At 62.1% G+C, this 21,584-nt stretch carries 18 protein-coding genes and 1 pseudogene; 17 read left to right on the plus strand and 2 right to left on the minus strand.

The window, feature by feature from the left end; translation table 11 throughout:
* Positions 1-472 (plus strand): annotated as a pseudogene (locus RMR13_RS15380) (IS4 family transposase); the annotation flags it as partial.
* A gap of 84 nt (positions 473-556) precedes the next feature.
* Here the strand turns inward: RMR13_RS15380 and RMR13_RS08110 are convergent.
* Positions 557-1,441, minus strand: coding sequence for a DUF2971 domain-containing protein (locus tag RMR13_RS08110; protein ID WP_310600136.1), 885 nt, complete (start codon positions 1,439-1,441; stop codon positions 557-559).
* Positions 1,442-1,630: 189 nt separating this feature from the next.
* Here RMR13_RS08110 and RMR13_RS08115 point away from each other — a divergent pair, with 189 nt between their 5' ends.
* Together RMR13_RS08115 and RMR13_RS08120 are read left to right on the plus strand one after the other, a co-directional pair.
* Positions 1,631-2,698 carry an iron-containing alcohol dehydrogenase family protein gene (locus tag RMR13_RS08115; protein ID WP_310600137.1) on the plus strand — a complete coding sequence of 356 codons (1,068 nt, stop codon included), beginning with the start codon at positions 1,631-1,633 and terminating at the stop codon, positions 2,696-2,698.
* A 191-nt stretch (positions 2,699-2,889) separates the two neighbouring features.
* The gene (locus tag RMR13_RS08120; RefSeq protein ID WP_310600138.1) at positions 2,890-4,284 is read left to right on the plus strand and encodes an MFS transporter; all 1,395 of its coding nucleotides are present in this window, start codon (positions 2,890-2,892) and stop codon (positions 4,282-4,284) included.
* 19 nt (positions 4,285-4,303) lie between these two features.
* Here RMR13_RS08120 and RMR13_RS08125 read toward each other — a convergent pair whose 3' ends face one another.
* Positions 4,304-4,531: a DUF2892 domain-containing protein gene (locus tag RMR13_RS08125; protein ID WP_310600139.1), complete on the minus strand. Its 228-nt coding sequence runs from the start codon at positions 4,529-4,531 to the stop codon at positions 4,304-4,306.
* A gap of 507 nt (positions 4,532-5,038) precedes the next feature.
* On the opposite strand from RMR13_RS08125, the gene acs reads away from it, so the two are divergent.
* The 14 genes from acs (at position 5,039) to RMR13_RS08195 (ending at position 21,580) form a co-directional block, all read left to right on the plus strand.
* Positions 5,039-7,024 (plus strand): acetate--CoA ligase, encoded by a 1,986-nt coding sequence (gene acs, locus RMR13_RS08130; protein WP_310600140.1) that lies wholly within the window; start codon positions 5,039-5,041, stop codon positions 7,022-7,024.
* 270 nt (positions 7,025-7,294) lie between these two features.
* Positions 7,295-9,943 (plus strand): alanine--tRNA ligase, encoded by a 2,649-nt coding sequence (gene alaS / locus RMR13_RS08135; protein WP_310600141.1) that lies wholly within the window; start codon positions 7,295-7,297, stop codon positions 9,941-9,943.
* A gap of 15 nt (positions 9,944-9,958) precedes the next feature.
* Entirely contained in the window at positions 9,959-11,209 is a 1,251-nt protein-coding gene (locus RMR13_RS08140) for a beta-ketoacyl-[acyl-carrier-protein] synthase family protein (RefSeq protein ID WP_310600142.1), read from the plus strand.
* A gap of 77 nt (positions 11,210-11,286) precedes the next feature.
* Positions 11,287-11,538 carry an acyl carrier protein gene (locus RMR13_RS08145; protein WP_310600143.1) on the plus strand — a complete coding sequence of 84 codons (252 nt, stop codon included), beginning with the start codon at positions 11,287-11,289 and terminating at the stop codon, positions 11,536-11,538.
* 63 nt (positions 11,539-11,601) lie between these two features.
* Positions 11,602-12,978, plus strand: coding sequence for an FAD-dependent oxidoreductase (locus tag RMR13_RS08150; RefSeq protein ID WP_310600144.1), 1,377 nt, complete (start codon positions 11,602-11,604; stop codon positions 12,976-12,978).
* A 75-nt stretch (positions 12,979-13,053) separates the two neighbouring features.
* Positions 13,054-14,463 (plus strand): NAD(P)/FAD-dependent oxidoreductase, encoded by a 1,410-nt coding sequence (locus RMR13_RS08155; RefSeq protein WP_310600145.1) that lies wholly within the window; start codon positions 13,054-13,056, stop codon positions 14,461-14,463.
* A 14-nt stretch (positions 14,464-14,477) separates the two neighbouring features.
* Positions 14,478-15,581, plus strand: coding sequence for an acyltransferase (locus RMR13_RS08160; RefSeq protein ID WP_310600146.1), 1,104 nt, complete (start codon positions 14,478-14,480; stop codon positions 15,579-15,581).
* Positions 15,582-15,641: 60 nt separating this feature from the next.
* Positions 15,642-16,382, plus strand: coding sequence for a 3-oxoacyl-ACP reductase FabG (gene fabG, locus RMR13_RS08165; protein ID WP_310600147.1), 741 nt, complete (start codon positions 15,642-15,644; stop codon positions 16,380-16,382).
* On the plus strand, positions 16,382-16,828 hold the full coding sequence (locus RMR13_RS08170) for a 3-hydroxyacyl-ACP dehydratase FabZ family protein (RefSeq protein WP_310600148.1): 447 nt from the start codon (positions 16,382-16,384) through the stop codon (positions 16,826-16,828). The genes fabG and RMR13_RS08170 overlap by 1 nt, the downstream gene beginning before the upstream one ends.
* Positions 16,829-17,629, plus strand: a complete 801-nt coding sequence (locus tag RMR13_RS08175; RefSeq protein WP_310600149.1) for an SDR family oxidoreductase — start codon at positions 16,829-16,831, stop codon at positions 17,627-17,629.
* A gap of 10 nt (positions 17,630-17,639) precedes the next feature.
* On the plus strand, positions 17,640-17,876 hold the full coding sequence (locus tag RMR13_RS08180; RefSeq protein ID WP_310600150.1) for a DUF1232 domain-containing protein: 237 nt from the start codon (positions 17,640-17,642) through the stop codon (positions 17,874-17,876).
* Positions 17,877-18,018: 142 nt separating this feature from the next.
* Positions 18,019-19,059, plus strand: coding sequence for a 3-oxoacyl-ACP synthase III (locus tag RMR13_RS08185; RefSeq protein ID WP_310600151.1), 1,041 nt, complete (start codon positions 18,019-18,021; stop codon positions 19,057-19,059).
* Entirely contained in the window at positions 19,059-19,937 is an 879-nt protein-coding gene (locus tag RMR13_RS08190) for an alpha/beta fold hydrolase (protein ID WP_310600212.1), read from the plus strand. The genes RMR13_RS08185 and RMR13_RS08190 overlap by 1 nt, the downstream gene beginning before the upstream one ends.
* Complete coding sequence (locus RMR13_RS08195; protein WP_310600152.1) at positions 19,934-21,580, plus strand: fatty acid CoA ligase family protein; 1,647 nt, start codon at positions 19,934-19,936, stop codon at positions 21,578-21,580. Before RMR13_RS08190 ends, RMR13_RS08195 begins: the two co-directional genes overlap by 4 nt.
* The last annotated feature ends 4 nt before the right edge of the window (positions 21,581-21,584 follow it).

A 21,584-nucleotide genomic window follows, 5' to 3' on the forward strand; every position in this document is an offset into this window, starting at 1 on the left:
CCGCCACAAACGCCAGTGGCTGGCCATCCTCTCGACCAAGATCGACCTTGCCGACGAGGAAATTGTCCGTATTTACGGCAAGCGATGGGATATCGAGGTGTTCTTCAAGATGATGAAACACTACCTCAACCTCGAGCGGGAAGTCCAACTGCGGGATTTTGACGGTCTCATCGGCCATATCACCCTTGTCATGAGCCGCTATGTGTTTCTGGCTTTCGAGCAACGCTGTCATGACGATCCCCGCACCCTTGGCTCGCTCTTTTACGCCTGCAGTTAAGAGCAGCAGGATTTGAACCTGGCCGAAGCCATGCAACGGCTGCTCAGCCTCGCCCTGGATACAGTCAGAGCTGCTGGTCTCATCACCGAAAATGCAGTGCTGGCCCTTGTTGATACAGTCATGGACTTTGCCGTTGATATCCTGCAAACAGGGAAAAGGTTAGCCCGCAGTACAAACATAATAACGGTAAGTTAACTCAACTCAGAAACTTGAGTTCCCAATAATATCAGCGGTTACAATTTTACGCTTGACGCGAGTTTCGCGTAGCCGCCGCTATCGCTACCGTTGACGGAACGGGATCTGGCAGTACTCGATGCCGCGTTGCGGCACGATGCCGTTTTGCTCCAGAAACATTCCGAGGGAATTCATCGAGATATTGATATTGGCCGTGGGCCCCAGATAGAGGTGGTCCATGACCAGCGGCCGGCCGTCCAGGCTGAGGTCGAATTCGATGTAGGGCACCAGCATGGCGTGCCCCTCGCGGAAGAGAATCGGCGAGTCGGCTCTGTTGGCGAACACCGGCGAGACGACGCGCCATTCCTTTTCCTCGCGGAACGACGGATGCTTGAGGATGGCCGCGATCCGCAACAGGTCGGTCTCCACGGCCGAAAAGGCCGAGCGGTACAGGGTGCTCCGCTCGCCGGCCGGACAGTCCTCGCGGGCCAGTCCGGCGGCCAGTTCTTCCACCGCGTCGACCACTTGCCGGATCAGGGCCCGCTGCCGCGCCGGCTCGTAGATGCACTTGCCGATCATGAACCGTTGCCGCTTAGCGCAGCGCAGAATGTAGTCGGGATCGAATCCCAGGCTGACCCCCCTGCCCGGCGAACTGTAGCCCCGCCACTGGCTCAGCAGGTTGCCGTGCGAGCGGAAGGAAGCCCCGAACAGCATGCGGCCGTTGGTGATCCGGTGCGAGACCCAGTCGACGAACAGGGACAGCAGGCCGGAGTCGGCGTGGCCGCTGTCGATCCGCTCGCGCACCTCGGCGGCGATCAGGTTGGCGGTGTGGCGCAGTTCGGCGGAGTCGTTCATGTAACGGATGTCGCTGGCCCAGAGCGCCCGGCTGTTGACGATGCCGAGCAGGCCGCTGAAGGTGGTGTAATGGTAGAGGGTGCCTTGGGGGGTGTCGGCGTACAGTTCCCTGGTCAATACTTCGATTTCCTTCATGGTTCGTCCCGAATCGGGTTTGCGGCCGGGGCGGTCACTCCTGGCGGCAGCCGACATCATTCTTGAGATTTAGGCCGTCATCTGGTACAAATGCAACGTTTCTTCGTTGCCACCTCCGGCATGGCGGCCGGCTCCACTGAGCCCGGTCGTGCCGGCCAACTCGTGTTCCTTCAGCAGGTACCATATCCGATGTACAGAAATTTCAAAATAGTCCCCCAGATTGTTTTCGGCCGAGGTTGCTTCAACCAGTTGGGCGATATCCTCAAACCCAGGCGGACGACGCCCGATGCCTACATGGTGTTCGTCCTCGACGACGTGTTCAAGGGCCGGCCGCTGGAAGGCCGCCTGCCCATGGAAAAAGGCGACATGCTGCTGCCGGTCAACGTCGACGACGAGCCCAAGACCGGCTACATCGACCAGCTGGTCGCCCAGGTCCAGGCCTATTGCCCGCGGAAGCCGGCCGGCGTCATCGGCATCGGCGGCGGCGCCACCATGGACATCGCCAAGGCGGTGTCGCTGATGCTCAACAATCCCGGATCGGCCGCCGACTATCAGGGCTGGGACCTGATCAAGAATCCGGCGGTGTATCACGCCGCCGTGCCGACCCTGGCCGGCACCGGGGCCGAGATTTCCCGCACCACCGTGCTCACCGGTCCGGTCAAGAAGCTGGGCATCAATTCGGACTTCACCCTCTTCGACCAGATCGTGCTCGATCCCGAACTGCTGGCCGGCGTGCCCAAGGATCAGTGGTTCTACACCGGCATGGACTGCTACATCCACGATGTCGAATCCCTCAACGGCACCTACCTCAACGAATTCAGCCGCGCCTACGGCGAAAAATCGCTCGAGCTGTGCCGCCAGGTCTTCCTCGAAGACCGTGCCGACAAGGACGACAAGCTGATGATGGCCTCCTACTTCGGCGGCATGTCGATCGCCTATTCCCAGGTCGGCGCCTGCCACGCCCTGTCCTACGGGCTGTCCTTCGTGCTCGGCGTCCATCACGGCATCGGCTGCTGCATCGCCTTCGATTATCTGGAGGAGGTTTATCCGGAAGGGGTCAAGGAATTCCGCCGGATGATGGAGAAGCACGACATTCGCCTGCCGCGCAACCTGACCGCCAAGCTCGACGAGGCGGCCATGGACACCATGGCCAACGTCGCCCTGGGCCTGGTGCCGTTGTGGGAGAACTGCTTCGGCAAGGATTGGCAGCGGGTCGTGACCAAGGAATGGGTGCTGGAGTTGTATCGCCGGATGTGACCGCCCCGTCCGCCAGGATGTTTTGACCGGCGCCGGTCTTCGGGCCGCGCCGGATCGATTGCCGCAACCTCGTCCGTTTCGTCCTGTCGGTGGATGCAAACGGCCGGGGTTGTTTTTTTGGGCGGGCGCCGTCCCTGGGCCCGATGGCGGGCCGACCCGGCGAAAAACTCAAGGGATGCGAGGTGGGTGCGGTGGCAACAAGGGCAGCAGGACCGGCGGAATTCGCCTCCTTTCTTTACGCGATGCCCAACATCCGCCTGTTCATTGCCTTTCGCGTTCTCTTCAACGCCCGATTCTACTACCCTGTCTTTACCGTCCTTTTTCTCGATTTCGGCCTGAGCCTGGAGCAGTTCGCGGTGCTCAACACCGTCTGGGCGGTGACCATCGTGCTGGCGGAGGTCCCCTCCGGCGCCTTGGCCGACCTGTTGGGCAGGCGGGTGCTGCTGATCGCCACCTCCTTGTTGATGATTGCCGAGATGGCGCTCATCGCCTTTGTGCCGCTGGGCAATCCCCGGCTCGTTTTCTGGGCCTTTCTCGCCAACCGGGTATTGAGCGGCCTGGCCGAGGCCATGGCCAGCGGCGCCGACGAGGCCCTGGCTTACGATACCCTGGTCGCGCACGGCAAGGCCACGGCCTGGCCCAAGGTGCTGGAAATGCAGATGCGCGCCCAGAGCGTCGGCTATATCTTTGCCATGACCGCCGGAGCCTTGGTCTACGACCCGGAAGCGGTCAACCGGGTGATCGGCTGGCTGGTCCCCGGCACGGCTGTCACCCTCCAGGACACCATGCGCTTTCCGCTGTACCTGACCCTGTTGTTCGGCCTGCTGGCCCTGGCGGTCACCTGGCGGATGCGGGAGCCCGAAGGAGTGGCGGGACAAGCCGGACCACGGGCCGCGACCACCACTTTGCGGGCGGGAATCCGCCTGATTTTCCAGGCCGGCAAATGGATTCTGGCCACCCCCATGGTCCTGGCCGTCATTTTGTTTGCCACGGTGTTCGACCATACCCTGCGGATGCTCGCGACCCTGACCAGCGAATACTACCGGCTGATCGACCTGCCCGAGGCCAGCTTCGGCCTGCTGGGTTCGGCGGCCGCGGTGCTCGGGCTGTTCGTCCCCCGCCTGGCCCGGATCATGGCCGAGCGCCTGCCGCCCGGCGGCAACGTGCTGGCGCTCGGCTGCCTGTCGCTGGCCTCCCTGGCGCTGTTGCCGCTTTTCATCCCCTATTTCGGGGCGCTGCCGATGATGCTGGTCTTCACCGGCCTGACCCTGACCAGCTATTTCACCAGCCACTACCTGAACGCACTCACCGATTCGGCGCAACGGGCCACGGTCCTGAGTTTCAAGGGGCTGGTGTTCAACGCGGCCTACGGCTGCATCGGCCTGATCTACGCCGGGGTGATCCAGGTGCTGCGCCACGACCGGACCGGCCTGTATCCCGATTTGCCGCCGAATCTCATTGCCGACCAGGCGTTTAAGGAGGCGATGGTTTTTTTCCCCCTCTACCTGATCGTCGGACTGGCTCTGGCGGCCCTGTGCTGTCTCCCCCGGCTGCGGCGCGGCCGTGCCCTTGCCGGGCGCGGCTGAAAAGCCCCGGCTCCGTTCCTCAGATTTTTGGGGATCTCGTTGCCGGGATGCCCAGTTTTTTCAAGACCACTGCCAACGGACAGAACTTGCTGAAGCCGAACTGGAGGAGATTGGCGCCGACCAGGACGGCCAGCAGCAGCCAATAGCGGCTGACGAACAGGGGATTGGCAGGGCTGTCGACCCCCAGGACCAGGGAAAGCAAAATGAATGTGCCGGCCGCGACATGAATCCAATCGTCGATGATCATACAATACCTCCTGGTGCAAAACGCCGGCCGGTCCGATGGGAGGGACGGGCGCGGCAGCGGCTGGTTGTCTGGAAACAGTGGTAAGGGATGCGAAGCGTTCCGTCAATCGCTTGCGAAATGTTTGCGGCGCAGCGGGCATCCGACGCATCGGGACCTGTTCGGATATCGCCTCGAAACAGCAGGGAAATTGATGCTTGTCCACGGTTATGCTGATGCCTGGCCGCCGGCTGGGGCAAGGGCGGAACTTTTCAGCCGGGAAAATGCGTTTTCAACGGATTGGCCCTCGGTAAACGTTTTCTTTTTTCGAAAAATTTCTGTACATATTGAGTTTTGGATTGCCGCCCCAGGAAATTCGGGCGCCGCAACGACCATGGCTTGCCGGTGTACGCCTTCAATGTGGCACATGGAAACAGCGGATGCATTCCTGGGGGACTGGCCCTGCCCGCCGCCTGTTTTTCAGTGGACGGCATGGATTTGTGACACAGCCTTACGTTGAGGGGGACTATCATGAGTGCAATGGAAGACAAAATCACCAGTTTGTTGGCAGAAGGCAAGGTGTTCCAGCCGCCGGAGAAGGGGCGCGAGCAGGCCTGGATCAAGTCGATGGACGAGTACAAAAAGGCCTATGCGCACTCCATGGAAAATCCCGAGGATTTTTGGGCCAAACGGGCGGAGGAGCTGGTCACCTGGGACAAAAAATGGGACAAGGTGCTGGAATACGATCTGTCCATTCCCGAGGTCAAATGGTTCCAGGGCGGCCGGCTCAACATCTCGGCCAACTGCCTGGACCGCCATCTCACCGACGGCCGCCGCAACAAGGCCGCCATCATCTGGCAGGGCGAGCCGGAAGAGGACGTCCGCATCTACACCTATCAGATGCTGCACGACGAGGTCTGCCGGGTCGCCAACGTGCTCAAGAAAAAGGGTGTGCAAAAGGGTGACCGGGTCGCCATCTATCTGCCCATGGTCCCCGAACTGGCCATTTCGCTTCTGGCCTGCGCCCGGCTGGGCGCGGTGCACTCGGTGGTGTTCGGCGGCTTTTCCGCCGTGGCCCTCCAGAGCCGGATCGAGGACTGTCACGCCAAGGTGCTGATCACCGCCGACGCGGTTTTGCGCGGCGGCAAGGCCATCCCCCTGAAAGGCAATGCCGACGAGGCCCTGGAGACCTGCCCCAGCGTCGAGACCTGCCTGGTCGTCCGCCGGGCCGGCATCGAGATCGAGATGAAGGACGGCCGCGATTGCTGGTGGCACAAGGAGGTGAACGCCGCCGACATCACCTCGTTCTGTCCGCCCGAATCCATGGATGCCGAGGACATGCTCTTCATCCTCTACACCTCCGGTTCCACCGGCAAGCCCAAGGGCGTGGTCCATACCACCGGCGGCTATCTGACCTATGCCATGCATACCGTCCAGTGGGTGTTCGACCTGAAGGACGACGACGTCTACTGGTGCACCGCCGACCTCGGCTGGATCACCGGCCACAGCTACATCCTGTACGGGCCACTGGGCCTGGGGGCCACCACGTTGATGTTCGAAGGCGTGCCCAACTATCCCGGTCCGGACCGCTTCTGGAAAATCGTCGAGAAATTCAAGGTTAACATCTTCTACACCGCGCCGACCGCCATCCGGGCGCTGATGCGCGAAGGCATCGAACCGACCCAGAGGTGGGACATGTCCAGCCTGCGCGTTCTCGGTTCGGTGGGCGAGCCGATCAATCCCGAGGCCTGGATGTGGTATCATGTCAATGTGGGCAAGGAAAAGCTGCCGATCGTCGATACCTGGTGGCAGACCGAGACCGGCGGCATCATGATTTCGCCGCTGCCGTACGCAACGCCGCTCAAGCCCGGTTCCGCCAGCTTGCCGCTGCCCGGCGTCGATGCGGCCATCTACAACGAGGAGGGCAAGGAGGCCAGTCCCAACGAAGGCGGGCATCTGGTCATCCGCAAGCCGTGGCCGGGCATGCTTCGCGGCGTCTTCGGCAATCCCGAGCGGTACAAGAAAGCATATTTCAGCCGCTATCCGGACACCTACGATCCCGAGGACGGAGCCCGCCGGGACGAGGACGGCTATTTCTGGATCATGGGCCGGCTCGACGACGTGATCAACGTTTCCGGGCATCGGCTCGGCACGGCGGAGATCGAGTCCGCCCTGGTGGCGCACGAGGCGGTGGCCGAGGCCGCGGCGGTCGGCATGCCGCATCCGATCAAGGGCCAGGCGATCTTCGCCTATGTCACCCTGATGTCCTGGGCGGAGGAAAGCGAGGAGTTGCGGGCCGAGTTGCGACAGCACGTGCGCAAGGAAATCGGCCCCATCGCCACCCCGGATGTCATTCAGTGGGCGCCGGGATTGCCCAAGACCCGGTCGGGCAAGATCATGCGGCGCATTCTGCGCAAGATTGCGGCCAACGATTTCGCCAACTTCGGCGACACCTCGACCCTGGCCGACCCGACCGTGGTCGAGCAGTTGGTCGAGGCCAAGAAGCAAATGGGCTGATCCGGCCCCAGCCGCCCCATCGCGCGACCTCCGGCGGTCGCGCTCCCGCCCGCCTCCCGACCGGCAAATGCCCCGCTTTTGCCGGTCGGGTTCTTGATATACCCCGGTTGCCGTTTTTCCTTTGCAACATTTCATTTCATGGTATCATGGAAAACTTTGCGGTGAGAATGCCCGCATTGGCGTGTTTTGTTGCGCCTGTCCGCGCCGAAGGCGGGGGCGCGCAGCGGACCGGGCCGCCCTTCCCGGAAAAATAAACGCTCTGACGACGCAATGACCGGTAACGACATTCGACAATCCTTCTTGGAGTTTTTTGAGAGCAAGGGGCACACCAGGGTACCCGCCTCCTCCCTGGTGCCCATCGACGATCCCACCCTGCTTTTTGTCAACTCGGGCATGGTCCAGTTCAAAAAAGTCTTCATGGGCGAGGAAACTAGGCCCTATGTCCGGGCCACCACCGCCCAGGCCAGCGTCCGGGCCGGCGGCAAGCACAACGATCTGGAAAACGTCGGCTACACCGCCCGCCACCACACCTTCTTCGAAATGCTGGGCAACTTTTCCTTCGGCGATTATTTCAAACAGGAGGCCATCGCCTTTGCCTGGGAATTCCTCACCGAGAAATTGAAGATCGACCCCCAACACCTGTGGGTCACGGTCTATAACGACGACGACGAGGCCTATGCCCTGTGGGAGCGGATCGACACCCTGCCCAAGGGGCGCATCGTCCGCATGGGCGAGAAGGACAATTTCTGGGCCATGGGCGACACCGGTCCCTGCGGTCCCTGCTCCGAGATCCATATCGATCAGGGGACGCAAGTGGGCTGCGGCCGGCCGGAATGCGCCCTGGGCTGCGATTGCGACCGCTTCCTCGAACTGTGGAACCTGGTGTTCATGCAGTTCTACCGGGACGAAAGCGGCACCATGACGCCGCTGCCCAAGCCCTCCATCGACACCGGCATGGGACTGGAGCGGGTGGCGGCGGTGCTGCAGGGCAAGACCAACAACTACGACTGCGACCTGTTCACCCCGATCATCGACCATGTGGCCAAGCTTTCGGGCAAGCCCTACCACGCCGACAAGGCCGACGACGTCTCCATGCGGGTCATCGCCGACCATGCCCGGGCCACCACCTTTCTGGTGGCCGATGGCGTCCTGCCCTCGAACGAGGGCCGGGGCTATGTCCTGCGCCGGATCATGCGGCGGGCCATCCGCTACGGCCGCGCCTTGGGCTTGAGTTCTTTTTTCCCCGGAGTCTGTGCCCTGGTGACCGAGGAAATGCAACACGCCTACCCCCATCTCGCCCATACCACCGAACTGCTGGCCAAGGTGGTGACCAACGAGGAGGAGCGTTTCGGAGAAACCCTGGATCACGGCCTCAATAAGCTCGACCAGGAAATCCGACGGCTGCGGAAGGCGGATGGCGACCGGGCGGTCATTCCGGGCGAGTTCATCTTCAAGCTCTACGATACCTACGGTTTTCCGGTGGACATCGTCCGCGACGTGGCCATCGAGCGCGGGGTGGGATTCGACGAGCCCGGATTCGCCACGGCCATGGAGCAGCAGCGCGAGCAGTCGCGCAAATCCTGGAAAGGCAGCGACGTCGACCATCTCGAGGCGGGCATCATCGAACTGGGCAGCCAGGGGAAAAAAGCCGAGTTTATCGGGTACGGCGCCACTCAGGGCGTTTCGACCGTGGAGGGGATGGTCAACGCCGCCGGGCAACTGGTGACCGAGGCCCGGGCCGGGGAGACGCTGCGCCTGTTCTGCGCCCAGACCCCCTTTTATGCCGAATCGGGCGGGCAGGTCGGCGACCAGGGCGAGATCACCTGGCCGGACGGCCGGTTCGTGGTGGACAAGACCTTGGCCCCGGTGGACGGGCTGATCCTGCACGAGGGGCGGCTGGTCCAGGGAAGCCTGGCGGTCGGCACCCGGGTCGAACTGACCGTGGCCGAACGGCGGGGCGACACCGTGCTGAACCACACCGCCACCCATCTTTTGCAGGCAGCGATGAAAAAGGTGCTGGGCGACCATGTCAAACAGGCCGGATCAGCGGTCGACCACAACCGTCTGCGGTTCGACTTCACCCATTTTTCGCCGCTGACCCACGGGGAAATCTGCACCATCGAACAGATGGTCAATGCCGAGATCCGCAAGAACATTCCGGTGGCCACCAACCTGCTTGGGCGCGAACAGGCCATTGCCGAGGGCGCCACCGCCCTGTTCGGCGAAAAATACGGCGAGGAGGTGCGGGTGGTGAGCATCGGCGCATTCAGCAAGGAGCTGTGCGGCGGCACCCATGCCCGCATGACCGGCGACATCGGCCTGTTCAAGATCGTGATGGAGACCGGCATCGCCGCTGGGGTTCGCCGGATCGAGGCCCTCACCGGGTCCGCTGCGGTTCATTGGGTGCAGGAGCTGGCCCGGCAGGCTTCGGCGATCAGCGCGGTCATTTCCGGGCCGCTGGAAGGCGCGGTCGACAAGATCCAGGGCCTGCTCAAGCGGCAAAAGGAACTGGAAAAGCAAATCGCCGCCCTCAACGCCACCATGGCCCTGTCCGATCTCGACCAGCTGCTGGCTGCAAGCGTCGAGGTCGATTCCATGCCGGTGGTGGCCAGCCGGGTGCCGCTCGATTCCCCCAAGACCCTGCGGGAGATCGGCGACAAGATCCGCGACAGGATGCCGCAGGGGATTATCGTCCTCGGTGGCGAGTTCGAAGGCAAGGCCGCCTTGCTGGCCATGGTCAGCAAGGACCTGACCGACCGGATCAAGGCCGGGGACCTGGTCAACCGGGTGGCGACGATCGTCGGCGGCAAGGGCGGCGGCCGGCCCGACATGGCCCAGGCCGGCGGCACCATGCCCGACAAGCTCGACGAGGCCATCGGCAGCGTGGTCAGTATCATCAAAGGCCTGGCCCGGGTCTGAACCGTTTATTCCGCCATGCTGCAACTTCCAGAACACCAACGAATCGTAATCACCGGCGTGGGCCTGACCGCGCCGGGAGCGGCCAACCTGATTGAGTTCCGGGCCAATCTCCTGGCCGGGGTCAGCGGTATTTCCACCATCGATTTACGCTACATGGGGGTGCATCCGGCCGGGGTCTGCCGATTCGCCGAAACCCGCTATCGCAAGAAACGGGAAAACAACCGGGGCACCCGGGCTGGCTGCATCGGCGTGTACTGTGCCAACGAGGCCCTGGTCGATGCGAAAATCGATTTCTCCACCTATGACCGGGCCGCCACCGGCGTCTATATCGGACTGACCGAGCACGGCACGGTGGAAACGGAGAACGAGGTCTACAACATCGGCCAATACGGCTACGACGTCAACTACTGGACCCACCACCACAATCCCCGCACGGTCCTGAACAATCCGGCCGGCGAGATCACCATGAATCTCGGCATCACCGGGCCGCACTACTCCATCGGCGCCGCCTGCGCCGCCGGCAACGCCGCTCTGATCCAGGGGATGCAGATGCTCCGCCTGGGCGAGGTCGATCTGGCCCTTTGCGGCGGCATTTCCGAGTGCGTCGGCTCGTTCGGCATCTTCGCTTCCTTCCGCGCCCAAGGCGCCCTGGCCGAACACCGGGATCCGACCAAGGCGAGCCGCCCCTTTGACCGCGATCGCAACGGCATCGTCATTTCCGAAGGCGGCTGCGTCTTCGCCTTGGAACGCCTGGACCGGGCCCTGGCCCGTGGGGCCGCCATCTACGGCGAGTTGACCGGCTATGCCATGAACTCGGATGCGCGGGATTTCGTCCTGCCCCACGGCCCCCGGCAACGGCAATGCATGGAGGCGGCCCTGGCCCGCGCTGGCCTGCGGCCGGAGGAGATCACCATCGTCAATACCCATGCCACCGGCACCCGGCAGGGCGATATCGAGGAATGCAACGCCCTGCGCGAAACCTTTGCCGGCTGCGCCAACACCTGGGTGAACAACACCAAGTCGAGCATCGGCCATGCCATGGGGGCGGCGGGGGTGCTCGAACTGGCCGGCAACCTGCCCGCTTTTGTCGATCGCCAGGTCCATCCCACCATCAACCTGGACCATCTCGATCCGGAATGCGATTTGCCCGGCCTGGTGGCCAATACCCCCAAGCAACTCGACCGGGTGGACGCCATTCTCAACAATTCGTTTGGCATGGTGGGGATAAATTCAGTGGTGATAGTCGAGAGATTTGTGGCAAACTGAGGAAAGTTGTGGTATTTCTACTCATTTGCGCCTGGGTACGGATGCGTATTTGTTATTTCACATAAAGGAACCGAAGCATGAGCCGTGACGAGATCAAGGACGTTCTCCTTGAAATCATAGCCGATATTGACGAAGAAGCCGATTTCGCCAGCCTTGATGCCGGTGCTCCCCTGCGGGACCAGCTGGACCTTGATTCCATGGATTTTCTCGATATCGTCATGGAGTTGCGCAAGCGCTACAAACTGCAAATCCCGGAAGACGAATATCCGCAACTCGCCACCCTGACCAGTTGCATCGATTACCTGGAACCCAAACTGCAAAACGTCTGATTTGTCTCGCCGGGGCCGCAGGGCCTCGACGAAATCCCGTTCCCCATCGGTTATGCCCGCTCCATGGCTGCGTATCAGCTTCTCATCATCGGAGGCGGCTTGTCGGGAATCGCGGCCGGTATCCGGGCCGCCCGTTTCGGTCTCAAGACGCTGATCCTCGAGCAACACAACCTCCCCGGCGGCCTCAACTCCTATTATCTTCGCCAAGGGCGTCTCCTGGAAACCGGGCTGCACGCCATGACCAACTTCGCCCCGCCCGGTGCCAAACAGGCCCCGCTCAACCGTCTGTTCCGCCAACTGCGTCTTTCCCGCAAACAACTCGAAGTTCACGAACAGATCGGTTCGGAAATCCGCTTTGCCGGGCGCTCGCTGTACTTTACCAACGACATTGCGGCGCTGGAAGAGGCGATCGCGCGCGAGTTTCCCGACACGATCGACCGGTTTCGGCTGCTCAGGCGGCTGGTCGCGGCCTACGACCCTTTTGCCGCCGTCCCCTGGCGCTCGACCCGCGACTTTCTCGCCGAGCACCTGCGCGACCCGCTCCTGATCGACATGCTGCTTTTGCCGCTGATGATTTACGGCAATGCCGAGGAACACGACATGGATCTCGGCCAGTTCGTGATCATGTTCCGGGCCGTGTTCGAGGAGGGGTTTTTCCGGCCCGGCGGCACCATGCGCGAATTTCTCGATCTCCTGGTGCGGCAGTTCCGCGAGTTCGGCGGCGAACTCCGCTACCGCAGCCCGGTGGCGGCGGTCGAAACCGACGGCGACCGGGTGGTGGGCGTGCGCCTGGAGAGCGGCGAACAGTTGACCGCCGACGCGGTCCTGTCCACGGCCGGCATACCGGAAACCATGCGGCTTGCCGGCTGGGAGGGCGACCGTGCCCAATATGCCGGCCAGATGAGTTTCATGGAAACCATCTCGTTCGTTCCCCACGCGAGCGTGGCCTCGCTCGGCCCGGGCCGGACCATCATCTTCTATCACCGCGGCCCCCGGCTTGCCTACCGGCGTCCCGACGATTTCCTCGACCCCTCCTGGGGGGTGATCTGCTTTCCCGACAATTTTTCCGGTCTGATGTCGGAGGATACGGCCCAGATCCGGGTGACCAACGCGGCCAGCTATCCATTGTGGAAGAACCTCGCCGCCACGGCCTACGGCCCGGCCAAGGAGCGGTGGAGCCGGGCCGCCATCGCCGCCAGCGAGGAAATCATTGGGAATTATCACTCATCCATTGTATATCAGGACAGTTTTACCCCGGTGACCATCGAGCGGTTCACCCGCAAGGCCCAGGGCGCGGTTTATGGCAGCGGCATCAAGGTCCGGGACGGTGTGACGCCTTGGGGCAACTTGTTCATTGCCGGGACCGACCAGGGATACCTCGGCATCGTCGGGGCGATGCTGAGCGGAATCACCATTGTCAACCAACACATTCTCCGATAGCCCCGGGCTATGCCGGCCGTTTACGCGGCGGACCTGAAAATGCTGGTTTCACGTTTATCCACCAAACGGAGCGAAATGCAGTACACGCCATTGGATCAGGTGCGGTCTCATTATGACGCCATTGTGGTCGGTTCGGGCCTCGGCGGCCTCACCTGCGCCAACCGGCTGGCCGCAGCCGGGCATTCGGTCCTGCTGCTGGAACACCACGTCCAGCTCGGGGGACTTGCCACCTGGTTCAAGCGCGGCGGCCATATCTTCGACGTCTCCCTGCACGGCTTTCCCTACGGCATGGTCAAAACCTGCAAGAAATACTGGGGCAGGGCCATCCGCGACTCTATCGTCCAACTGAAGAACATCGTTTTCGACAATCCCCAATTCTCCCTGCGCACCACCTTCAGCAAAGAGGATTTCATCCGGATTTTGCAGGAGCGCTTTGGAATCCGCCCGGAGGTGGTCGCCGAATTTTTCGCCACTGTCGACGGGATGAATTTCTACGACGACCAGCGCCTGACCACAAGGGAGCTGTTTGCCCGTTTTTTTCCCGGCCGCAGCGACGTCCACCGGCTTTTGATGGAACCGATCACCTATGCCAACGGCTCCACCCTGGACGAACCGGCCATCACCTACGGCATCGTCTTCTCCAACTTCATGAACCGGGGGGTCTACACCTTCGAGGGGGGCACCGACAAGCTGATCGGCCTGATGGCCGACGAACTGCGGGCCAAGGACGTCGATATCTGCGCCGGCGCCGAGGTGGACCGCATCCTGGTCGAACAGGGCAGGACCACCGGAGTGGCGGTCAAGGGACGGGAAATCACGGCTCGGGCCGTCATTTCCAATGCCGGGGTCACCAACACCATCGACCGCCTCGTGGGCCGGGACCGGTTCGCCGCCGATTTTCTCGACCGATTCGGCCAGGTGCGGGTCAACAATTCGAGCTGTCAGGTCTATTTCGGTATCCGCAAGGGGGAATCGATCCCCGATATCGGCGATCTGCTGTTCACCTCCACGGCGGCGGATTTTTCCTCGGAGGAGATGCGGCGGATGGATACCGGCAGCCGCACCTTTTCCCTCTACTATCCGAAAACCCGGCCACAGAACCCGCCGGACCACACCATCGTCGCCTCTATGAACGCCGACTACGACGACTGGGCCAGCCTGGACCAGGCGGCATACCGGGCGGCGAAGGAGGCGATGGTCGCCCGTTGCTTCGCCGATCTGGAACGGTATCTCCCCGGCATCCGCGCCAAAGTGGACACCGTGGAGTCGGCCACGCCGCGCACCTTTCACCGCTACACCCTCCACACCAAGGGCACCTCGTTCGGCACCAAGTTCGAAGGACTCGATATTTCTCGCACCCTGCACAAGGAAATCGGCGGGTTGTTCCATGTCGGCTCGGTGGGAATCATCATGAGCGGGTGGCTGGGAGCGATCAATTACGGAGTAATCGTGGCCAACGACGTGGACGGGTATTTACGGGGGTAAAGGGGAAGAGTGGAATGAGGCTTGCCGACTACACCCAGAGCCGGGACAACAATTTCAATCTGATCAGAATTGCGGCGGCGCTTGCCGTCTTGGTGAGCCACAGCTTTCCGCTGGCGCTCGGTTCGAAAGCCGTGGAACCGTTGGTCGATTTGGCGGGAATGTCCCTCGGCGGGGTTGCGGTCGATATTTTTTTCTTCACCAGCGGCTTTCTCGTTACCGCCAGCCTTTTGACGAGACAAAGCGTGAAACAATTCGCGTGGGCGAGAATATTGCGGATCTACCCCGCGCTTATCGTCGTGGTCTTGTTGTCCGTTTTCGGTGTGGGATTGTTTTTCACCACCCAGCCCACGACAACCTATCTGGCCGATGCGAAAATTTACAAGTATTTGCTCAAATGCTCGACCTTGATAACCGGTGTCAACCAGCATCTTCCCGGAGTTTTCGAAAACAATCCATTCAAGAACTCTGTCAACGGATCGTTGTGGACCATGCCGTACGAAGTGAAAATGTACATAATCCTGGCGTGCGTTTGGTCGATCGTGCGGTTGATTCCAGCCAATAAAGTCAAGGTCTTCAAGATTGTTCTGGTGCTGAGTGCGGCGATCTCCGGGATTTTGTTGCTCTTGGTCCATTTTCATGTGGTCAATACGGGCGGTAAATCTTTAAAATTTTTCTACATGTTCTTTTCAGGCGCATCGTTTTACATCCTGCGCGACAAGATCGCTTTGTCTCACACTTTCTTTTTTTTATTTTTACTGCTGCTGGTTGGGGCGTTGTTCAATAAGCACCTCTTCTTTGTCAGCTATGTCTTGGTTCTCGGATACTGTATTTTGTACCTTGCTTACATTCCTTCGGGGATCGTCAGGAAGTATAACGACTTGGGTGATTTCTCCTATGGAATCTATGTGTACGCCTTTCCGGTGCAACAGTCTGTAGCCGCATTGATTCCGGGTGTTTCTGTGCCAGTAATGATGCTGTATTCAAGTGTTGTTACGCTGACTCTTGCCGTACTTTCCTGGTCGTTTGTGGAGAAAAAAGCGTTGCATTTGAAGGAAGGCTGGCTTAACCACCGTACGAGCTTTGCGTTCCCCTTGTGTATGCCTCGGAGCAAGAATTGACGATGGGCAAGGCGTTGTTTCGGGTCGACATGTAATCGATTTAATTTTTTGAATAAACCCATGCTCGAATTTGAAGGGAAAAAAGCAATTGTCACCGGGGCCACCCGCGGCATCGGCCGGGCGATTACCGAGGCTCTGTTGGCCCGGGGAGCGACTGTGGCCGGCATTTATGGCGGCAATCACGAGGCAGCCGAGGCCATGGTCGGTGACAACAGCCGCTATGGCGGACAATTGCGGCTCATCCGGCTCGATGTCGCCGACTATGCGGCCGTGGCCGACTTTTGCACCGGCTTGGAAGCGGAATGGGACACCCTCGATATCCTGGTGAACAACGCCGGCATCCGCCGCGACGCAGTCCTGGCCATGATGGGCGAGGAACAGTGGCGGCGGGTGCTCGACGTCAACCTCACCGGCGGCTTCAACATGGCCAAACTCGCGCTGCCGCTGATGCTCAAGCAGAAATATGGCCGGATCGTTTTCATCACCTCGCCCATGGGACATCTCGGATTTGCCGGCCAGGCCAACTACGCGGCTTCCAAGGCCGGCCAGATCGGGTTGATGAAGTCGCTCTCCAAGGAGGTGGCCAAGCGCAAGATCACGGTCAACGGCGTCTCGCCCGGTTTCATCGCCACCGAGTTGCTCGACGACCTGTCCGAGACCCAGGTGAAGGAGTACAAGAAAATGGTTCCGGCCAACCGGTTCGGCACTCCGACCGAGGTGGCGGAGGCGGTGCTCTTCCTGGCCGGCGACCGGGCCGCCTACATCAACGGTGCGGTGCTCGAAGTGACCGGAGGTTTGTGATGCAGCCGGCGGCCGATGCCTTCATCCTGGACCGCATCCCGCACCGGCCGCCCTTTCTCTGGCTGGATCGGGTGCTTGAAATCGGCGATGGGACGATCCGGGCGGAAACAACCATCCGTCCCGACCTGCCGCTCTTTGAGGGCCATTATCCCGGCTATCCGTTGATGCCCGGCGTGCTCCTCTGCGAGGCGGTCTTCCAGGCCGGTGCCCTGCTGATCGGAGAATTGATGGGCGGCAAGGAGGCGATGCCAGGGGGCGGGATGCCGGTGCTGACCCGGATCATGGGCGCCAAATTCAAGCGGGAGGTGCGGCCGGGCGATACCCTGGAAATCGCCGCCACCCTGATCGAACGCCTGGGGCCGGCCTGGTTGATGAAGGGTTCGGTCCGGGTGGGTGGAAAAACAGCGGTCCAGGTGGAATTTGCCTGTGCCCAAAAGAGGGGCTGAATGGATTTTCTCCAGCTTGCCGGCAAGACGATCGTGGTGTTCGGGCTGGCCAACAAAAAGTCGGTGGCCTGCGCCATCGGCCGGGTTCTGGCCGGGGCCGGGGCCAAGGTGGTCCATGTGGTCCGCAGCGAGCAGCGGGCGGACACCGCTGCCAAGCTGTTTCCCGACAGCCCGGTCTTTTGCTGCGATGTCGAAAACGAGGACAACATCGTCCGGGTGAGGGACGAAATCGCCGCCCGCATCGGAGCGCCGCTCGACGGCATTGTCCATTCCATCGCCTTTGCCAATTACTCGGAAGGGATGCGGCCTTTCCATGCCACCCTGAAGCGGGATTTCCTCCAGGCCATGGATGTCTCCTGTTTCTCCTTCATTGCAATCGCCAACCATTTCCGAGAATTGCTGGCTCGGCAAGCCTCGCTGGTGACCATCTCGATCTCCACCACCCGGATGGCCGCCGAGAATTACGGCTACATGGCCCCGGTCAAGGCGGCGCTGGAATCGTCGCTCTGCTTCTTGGCCAAGAGCTTCGCCGCCTTTTCCGAAGCCCGCTTCAACGCCGTCTGCCCCGGCCTGCTTAAGACCTCCGCCTCGGCAGGCATCCCCAACTATATCGACAGCTATCTTTTTGCCGAGCAAGCCACCTTGCGGAAAAGGGCGGTGCAGACCGAGGAAGCCGCCCATGCCGCCGCCTTCCTCCTGTCGCCGCGTTCCTCGGGGATTACCGGCCAATGCCTGGTGGTGGACGCCGGCATGGGCCTGAACTATTTCGACGCCGCCATCGTGGCCAAGGCTGTGGGCTGAAGAGGGGCGCATGCATTTCTGGCCGATATTCGCCCGCCTGTGGCAGATGATCGTTCACGCCAAGGATGTTTTCCTGTCGCCGGCCACCCCACTGCATGTGAAAATCGGTCTGGCTCTCGGCCTGCTGTACATCCTGTCGCCCTACGACTTTATTCCCGAATGGGTGCCGGTGCTCGGGGTGATGGACGATCTGGCCCTGGCTGCCCTGTTGATCGCCTGGGCCGGCAGATTCAGGAATGCCGGATGAAGGCGGAAGCGATGATCAAACCGTCTTGTGCACAGCATCGAAGACCGGAAAGGGCGTTTCGCAGTGCCGTTTCCGCCGGCGATGGTTTTCGGCAGCACCTTGGCCGGCTGCGAGCCGGCTTGCCTGCATCCGGAGCCGGCTCGTGAATCTGCGCTTCGACCGGGTCTGTCTGCATGCGTTCGGCCACGCCCTGCCGCCGGTGGCATTGTCTTCGACGGCCATCGAGGAGCGGCTCGGGCCCCTGTATGAGCGGTTGAAGCTGCCGGCCGGCCGTCTGGAATTGATGACCGGCATCGGTTCCAGGCGATTGTGGCCGCCGGGAACCCGGCCGAGCGACGGCGCGGCCGCGGCGGGTGCGGCCGCCATCGCCCATGCCGGCATCGACCTTGACGCCCTGGAATGCTTGCTGTTCACCTCGGTGAGCCGCGACATGATGGAGCCGGCCACCGCCGCCTTTGTCCATCGCACCCTGGGGTTGCCGCCGTCCTGCTTGCTGTTCGACATCTCCAATGCCTGTCTCGGTTTCCTCGACGGTATGGTCATGCTGGCCAACATGCTGGAGCTGGGACAGGTCCGGTCCGGGCTGGTGGTGGCGGGCGAAACCGCGGAAGACCTGGTCGCCTCCACCCTCCAGCATCTGCTTGCCGACACCACCCTCACCCGTAAGACCATCAAGCCGCTCTTCGCCTCGCTGACCATCGGCTCCGGCGCCGTGGCCCTGGTGATGACCCGCAGCGATTATCTCGATACCGGCCACTATCTGCGTGGCGGGGCCTGCCGAGCCAACACCGCCCATAACGATCTCTGCCAGGGCGGCCAGAACGCGGAGCAAGGAACGCTGATGTCCACCGATTCCGAACAGCTCCTGGAAAAAGGGATCGAAACCGCCGCGGCTTGCTGGACGTCCTTCCGGGAGAGCCTGGGCTGGGAACTCAATTCCATCGATCGATTTTTTTGCCACCAGGTGGGCAAGGCCCATGCCCAAATGCTGTTTGAGACCCTGCGGCTCGACCCGGCCAAAAATTTCGAGACCCTGCCGACCCTGGGCAACGTCGGTTCGGTTTCGGCACCGATCACCATGGCCCTGGGCATCGAACAGGGGGCCCTGATGCCGGGACAGCGGGCCGCGATCCTGGGAATCGGTTCGGGCATCAATGCCCTCATGCTGGGGATCGACTGGTGATGGAACGCACGGACAGCCTGGCGGAATATGCCTTTACGCCGCGTTTTATCGCAATCGACGGCCACCGCATGGCCTACCTCGACGAGGGTGACGGCCTGCCGGTGGTCATGGTGCACGGCAACCCCTCCTGGTCCTACCTGTACCGCAATCTGGTCCTCGGCCTGCGCGAACGTCACCGCTGCATCGTCCCAGACCACATGGGATGCGGTTTTTCCGACAAGCCGCAAACCTATTCCTATCGTCTGTCCACCCATATCGACAATCTGGAGCGGCTGCTCGACCATCTCGGCATAGCCCGCTGCGTACTGGCGGTGCACGATTGGGGCGGCGCCATCGGCATGGGCTGGGCCGGCCGCCATCCGGAGCGCGTGGCCGGGATGGTGGTGTTCAACACCGCGGCCTTCCGATCCCGCCGCTTGCCTCTGCGCATCGCCGTCTGCCGGTGGCCGTTGCTGGGGCCGTTTTTGGTGCGCGGCCTCAACGGCTTTGCCCGCGCCGCCACGGTCATGGCGGTCAACCAATCGATGCGGCCGGAGATCGCCAGGGCCTTCCTCGCCCCCTACGACAGCTGGCGGCATCGGATCGCCCTGCTGCGCTTTGTCCAGGATATCCCCATGCGGCCTGATCATCCCTCTTGGACCGCTCTGGCCGAGGTCGAGGCGGGGCTGGAGCGGCTGCGCGACCTTCCCATGCTGCTCTGCTGGGGTGGCCGCGATTTCTGCTTCAACGATCAGTTCTACGGGGAGTGGCGCCAGCGCTTTCCCCATGCGCAGACCCATTATTTCCCGGATGCCGGCCACTATGTGCTTGAAGACGCGCTCTCCGGGATCAAGCCGCTGCTCGCCTCTTTCCTCCTCGGCCTCGGGAGCGATCGATGACCGATTGCGCCGTCACCGATTGCAACATCGCCACTGCGCTCCAGCGCACGGCCGCGGCGCAACCCGATCAGATAGGGCTGGTCGCCCTGGAAGACGGGCAATGGCACGAATGGAGTTTCGCCCAACTCCGGGACAACGGCGACGGATTCGCCGCTGCCCTGCACGCCGAGGGCATCCGGCGGGGCGACCGGGTGATGCTGATGGTGCGGCCGTCGATGGCCTTCATCTGCTTGACCTTCGCCCTGTTTCAGCTGGGAGCGGTGGTCATCCTCATCGATCCGGGCATGGGTTATAAAAACCTGCTGCGCTGTATCGGCTCGGTTCGGCCGGACATCCTGGCCGGCATTCCCCAGGCCATCGTTTTCAGCCGGATTTTTCGCCGACCCTTTGCCACGGTGCGCAAACGGATCGCAATCGGCCGGACTTGGTGGCTGCCCGGCAAACGCCTGCAGCCGCAGCCGGCCGAGGCCGGGAATCGATTCCGGTACCAGGCCGGGGAGGGCGACCCGGCGGCCATCATCTTCACCACCGGCTCCACCGGCCCGCCCAAGGGAGTGGCCTATACCCACGGCATTTTCCATGCCCAGTTGCGCATGATCCACGACTACTACGGCATCGGACCGGGGGATGTCGATCAGCCCGGCTTTCCGCTGTTCGGCCTGTTTGCCGCCGCCCTCGGGGCCAAGGCGGTTATTCCGGACATGGACCCGACCCGGCCGGCCCGAGTCGATCCCGAAAAATTCGTCCGCACCCTGTTGGCCCACCGGGTCACCTACTCCTTCGGTTCGCCGGCGATCTGGAACGTGGTCAGCCGCTACTGCCTGGCAAGAAAGATCGTGCTACCGGTGCGCACGGTCTTGATGGCCGGGGCACCGGTCTCGGGCGAACTGGTGGACCGGGTCCAGCGGATTCTGCCCGAAACAGCCCGGATTTTCACCCCCTACGGCGCCACCGAAAGTTTGCCGGTGGCCTCGATCGAGGGTCGGGAAATCGTCGAGGCCACCTGGCCCCTGACCCGCACCGGCCGTGGCGCCTGCGTCGGCCGGCCCCTACCCGGCATGGAGATCCGGATCATCGAACCGGTGGAAGGCGAGATCGCCTCCTGGCAGGATGTCCGGCAAGTCGGCACAGGCATGATCGGCGAGATTACGGTGCGCGGGCCGGTGGTCACCCGCCTCTACGCCGACAACGAGCAGGAGACCATGCTGGCCAAGATTCCCGACCACCAGGGCTTCTGGCACCGGATGGGCGACATGGGTTACCTCGATGCCGACGGCCGGTTGTGGTTCTGCGGCCGCAAGGCCCATCGGGTGTCCACTGCCCAGGGCATGCTCTACACCATTCAATGCGAGGCAATCTTCAACGAGCATCCGCAGATCAGACGTTCGGCTCTGATCGGCCTGGGCAACCGGCCGGAGCGGAAAACGCCGGTGATCGTGGTGGAGCCGGAAGGCCCGATCACCGATCAACAGCGGCTGTTCGCGGAACTGCGGGACTTGGCCAGGGCCAATCCCCTGACCGAACAGATCAAGCATTTCCTGGTGCATCGCTCCTTTCCGGTGGATATCCGCCATAACGCCAAAATATTCCGCGAACAGCTGGCAACGTGGGCGGCCAAACGGGTGCAATTGCCCTGCGGCTGATGAC

This window comes from Desulfobulbus sp. (genome assembly GCF_031547805.1).
In the GTDB taxonomy this organism is placed as follows: Bacteria; Desulfobacterota; Desulfobulbia; order Desulfobulbales; family Desulfobulbaceae; genus Desulfobulbus.

Bases quoted from the DNA above. Each gene is read 5' to 3' on its own strand.
- RMR13_RS08110 (WP_310600136.1), bottom strand. From the start codon at position 1,441: ATGAAGGAAATCGAAGTATTGACCAGGGAACTGTACGCCGACACCCCC.
- RMR13_RS08115 (WP_310600137.1), top strand. From the start codon at position 1,631: ATGTACAGAAATTTCAAAATAGTCCCCCAGATTGTTTTCGGCCGAGGT.
- RMR13_RS08125 (WP_310600139.1), bottom strand. From the start codon at position 4,531: ATGATCATCGACGATTGGATTCATGTCGCGGCCGGCACATTCATTTTG.
- acs (WP_310600140.1), top strand. From the start codon at position 5,039: ATGAGTGCAATGGAAGACAAAATCACCAGTTTGTTGGCAGAAGGCAAG.
- alaS (WP_310600141.1), top strand. From the start codon at position 7,295: ATGACCGGTAACGACATTCGACAATCCTTCTTGGAGTTTTTTGAGAGC.
- RMR13_RS08140 (WP_310600142.1), top strand. From the start codon at position 9,959: ATGCTGCAACTTCCAGAACACCAACGAATCGTAATCACCGGCGTGGGC.
- RMR13_RS08145 (WP_310600143.1), top strand. From the start codon at position 11,287: ATGAGCCGTGACGAGATCAAGGACGTTCTCCTTGAAATCATAGCCGAT.
- RMR13_RS08150 (WP_310600144.1), top strand. From the start codon at position 11,602: ATGGCTGCGTATCAGCTTCTCATCATCGGAGGCGGCTTGTCGGGAATC.
- RMR13_RS08155 (WP_310600145.1), top strand. From the start codon at position 13,054: ATGCAGTACACGCCATTGGATCAGGTGCGGTCTCATTATGACGCCATT.
- RMR13_RS08160 (WP_310600146.1), top strand. From the start codon at position 14,478: ATGAGGCTTGCCGACTACACCCAGAGCCGGGACAACAATTTCAATCTG.
- fabG (WP_310600147.1), top strand. From the start codon at position 15,642: ATGCTCGAATTTGAAGGGAAAAAAGCAATTGTCACCGGGGCCACCCGC.
- RMR13_RS08170 (WP_310600148.1), top strand. From the start codon at position 16,382: ATGCAGCCGGCGGCCGATGCCTTCATCCTGGACCGCATCCCGCACCGG.
- RMR13_RS08175 (WP_310600149.1), top strand. From the start codon at position 16,829: ATGGATTTTCTCCAGCTTGCCGGCAAGACGATCGTGGTGTTCGGGCTG.
- RMR13_RS08180 (WP_310600150.1), top strand. From the start codon at position 17,640: ATGCATTTCTGGCCGATATTCGCCCGCCTGTGGCAGATGATCGTTCAC.
- RMR13_RS08190 (WP_310600212.1), top strand. From the start codon at position 19,059: ATGGAACGCACGGACAGCCTGGCGGAATATGCCTTTACGCCGCGTTTT.
- RMR13_RS08195 (WP_310600152.1), top strand. From the start codon at position 19,934: ATGACCGATTGCGCCGTCACCGATTGCAACATCGCCACTGCGCTCCAG.